Here is a 1,911-nt window from a genome sequence, read left to right as displayed (position 1 = left end):
AAGTACGCCAGCCTGGACGCCGAAGAGGCGCAGCGCGCCGTCGACTTGGCGAAGAAGGGACGGAACCTTTCCCACGAGGAGCTGGAGCGGCTGAACGAGCTGCTCAAGGACAACAGCGGCTCAAAGGAGTTCTCCCGTGCCTTCTACGACGGTCTCGGCCCGAAAGGTGCGCTGGAGTTCTTCGGCCAACTCTCCACCGATACGTATGACTACTCGAAGCTGGACGAGCAGCGCCTGGCAGATGTCCAGGCTTTGCAGGAGAACTTGGGCCTCAACCTTGCCGCGGCGACTCAGGGTGGCGACAAGTGGACCGAGAACTGGTCCGCCGAGATGCGGAAACTGGGCACGGAACGCATCGCGCTCGCCAAGTACGACAACAACCCGGCGTTCGGCTACCAGCTGCTCGGCGGCATCATGCGGTACGGGAACTATGACCCCAAGTTCCTGGTCCCCATCGCTGAGCACGTCACGCAACTGCACGCCAAGGACCCGTATCTGTTTGCCGACAGCAAGATGGTCAGCGCCGGTTGGCTGAAGAATCAGTACAACCCTTCTGGCGTCAACGGATCCGGCTTCGATCCCATGATCTCGATGCTGGAGGCGCTCGGCCACAGCCCGGAGGCGGCGAAGGAGTTCTTCTCCAAGGAGCCGACGGCGTATGAGAGGGGCGGCGGCGTCGGCGGGACGGTGGACCTGGACCCGAAGGCGGAGGGGAACCAGACCAGTTATCTGGACTACTTCGCCAACGAGAAGTACGAGTTCTTCCCTGACACCGAGGGGCATCATCCCGATGATGCCAAGAGGCCGGCGGACTACATGCCCGATGCATTGGGTCATGCATTGGAGGCGGCAACCCTCGGCCATGCGTGGGACGATCCGAGTCCGAGTCTTGACCGTGACGAGACCACGGCCGAGATCATGAATCAGGTTGTCAAGAAGTACGGCAGTGACCCGGAACTCCTAAAGAAGTACCAGTCCACGATGGCCGACAGTCTCGGTAATATGGGCGCTGGCTATATCGACGACCTCAACTGGGCTCTTGCCAAGAACGATTCGGGAAGTGTCTACGCACCGACACGGATGCAGGAGGCTCACCCCGAGTTTGGGCGGGAAGAGGCGATCGACTTCCTTACCACTCTGGGGCAGCACCCGGATGCCTATGCCACGGTCTCCACGGCAGAACGCCTTCACACCACCAGCGTGCTGGAAGCGCAGGTCGGCCCCAACGGGACGATCGACGAGGGTCGTGCTCGTGCCGCTGTGTACACGGGAGCCACGCTGCAGGGTGTACTCGACGAGGCCCGCGCCGATCAGGTCGAGGCGGAAGGCATGAAGAAGCACGAGGAGTATGAGAAGGCCCAGGCGGCGAAGGCCGGTTGGGTGGAGTTCGGTACCACGGCAGCCATCGCGGCCGGCGTCGCCTTTCTACCTGCCACCGCCGCTACGGTGGGTGCCGCCGCCATCCTCGTACCGCTCGCGGTTGATACAGGCTCCGGCGCCATGGAGCAGTTGGCCAGCCAGGTCATCGGCGACTGGTCCGACAAGTCCGTCGAGGATCACAAGGACAAGACCGAGGATCAGATCCACGAGGACAAGAAGGCCCTGTACACGGCAGGCCGGTACAGCGCCGAGGCGCCGATGGAGCACTTTCTCGCGCAGCACAGTTCCAAGGTGAGCAGTGACTTTAAGCAGGACATGATCGAGTCCGTGGACGGCGGCTATGCGAAGGGCAACGACCATGCGAATCAGACGGGTAATGGTCCAGAGACCGGCTGACCCGTCAAGGCCCGGGAGGGGCGCCATGAGAAGAGTGTGCACGTCCGTTTCCACAGGGCTGGCCCTCTGCCTCCTCGCTGCTTGTGGGGGCGGGGAAGAAGAGTCGCAGCCCAGAGTTACCGCCTTGCGGCAGTG

At 62.6% G+C, this 1,911-nt stretch carries 1 protein-coding gene; it reads left to right on the top strand.

Annotated features, from left to right (window positions below):
- The coding region (locus QK442_RS36060; protein WP_282698365.1) for a DUF6571 family protein at positions 1-1,776 on the top strand (1,776 nt) is incomplete at its 5' end.
- Between the last annotated feature and the right edge of the window lie 135 nt (positions 1,777-1,911).

Source organism: Streptomyces sp. CC208A, from assembly GCF_030010625.1.
GTDB lineage: Bacteria > Actinomycetota > Actinomycetes > Streptomycetales > Streptomycetaceae > Streptomyces.
The sequence above is the reverse complement of the archived record's forward strand: the minus strand, read 5'-3'. Positions and strand labels throughout refer to the sequence as shown.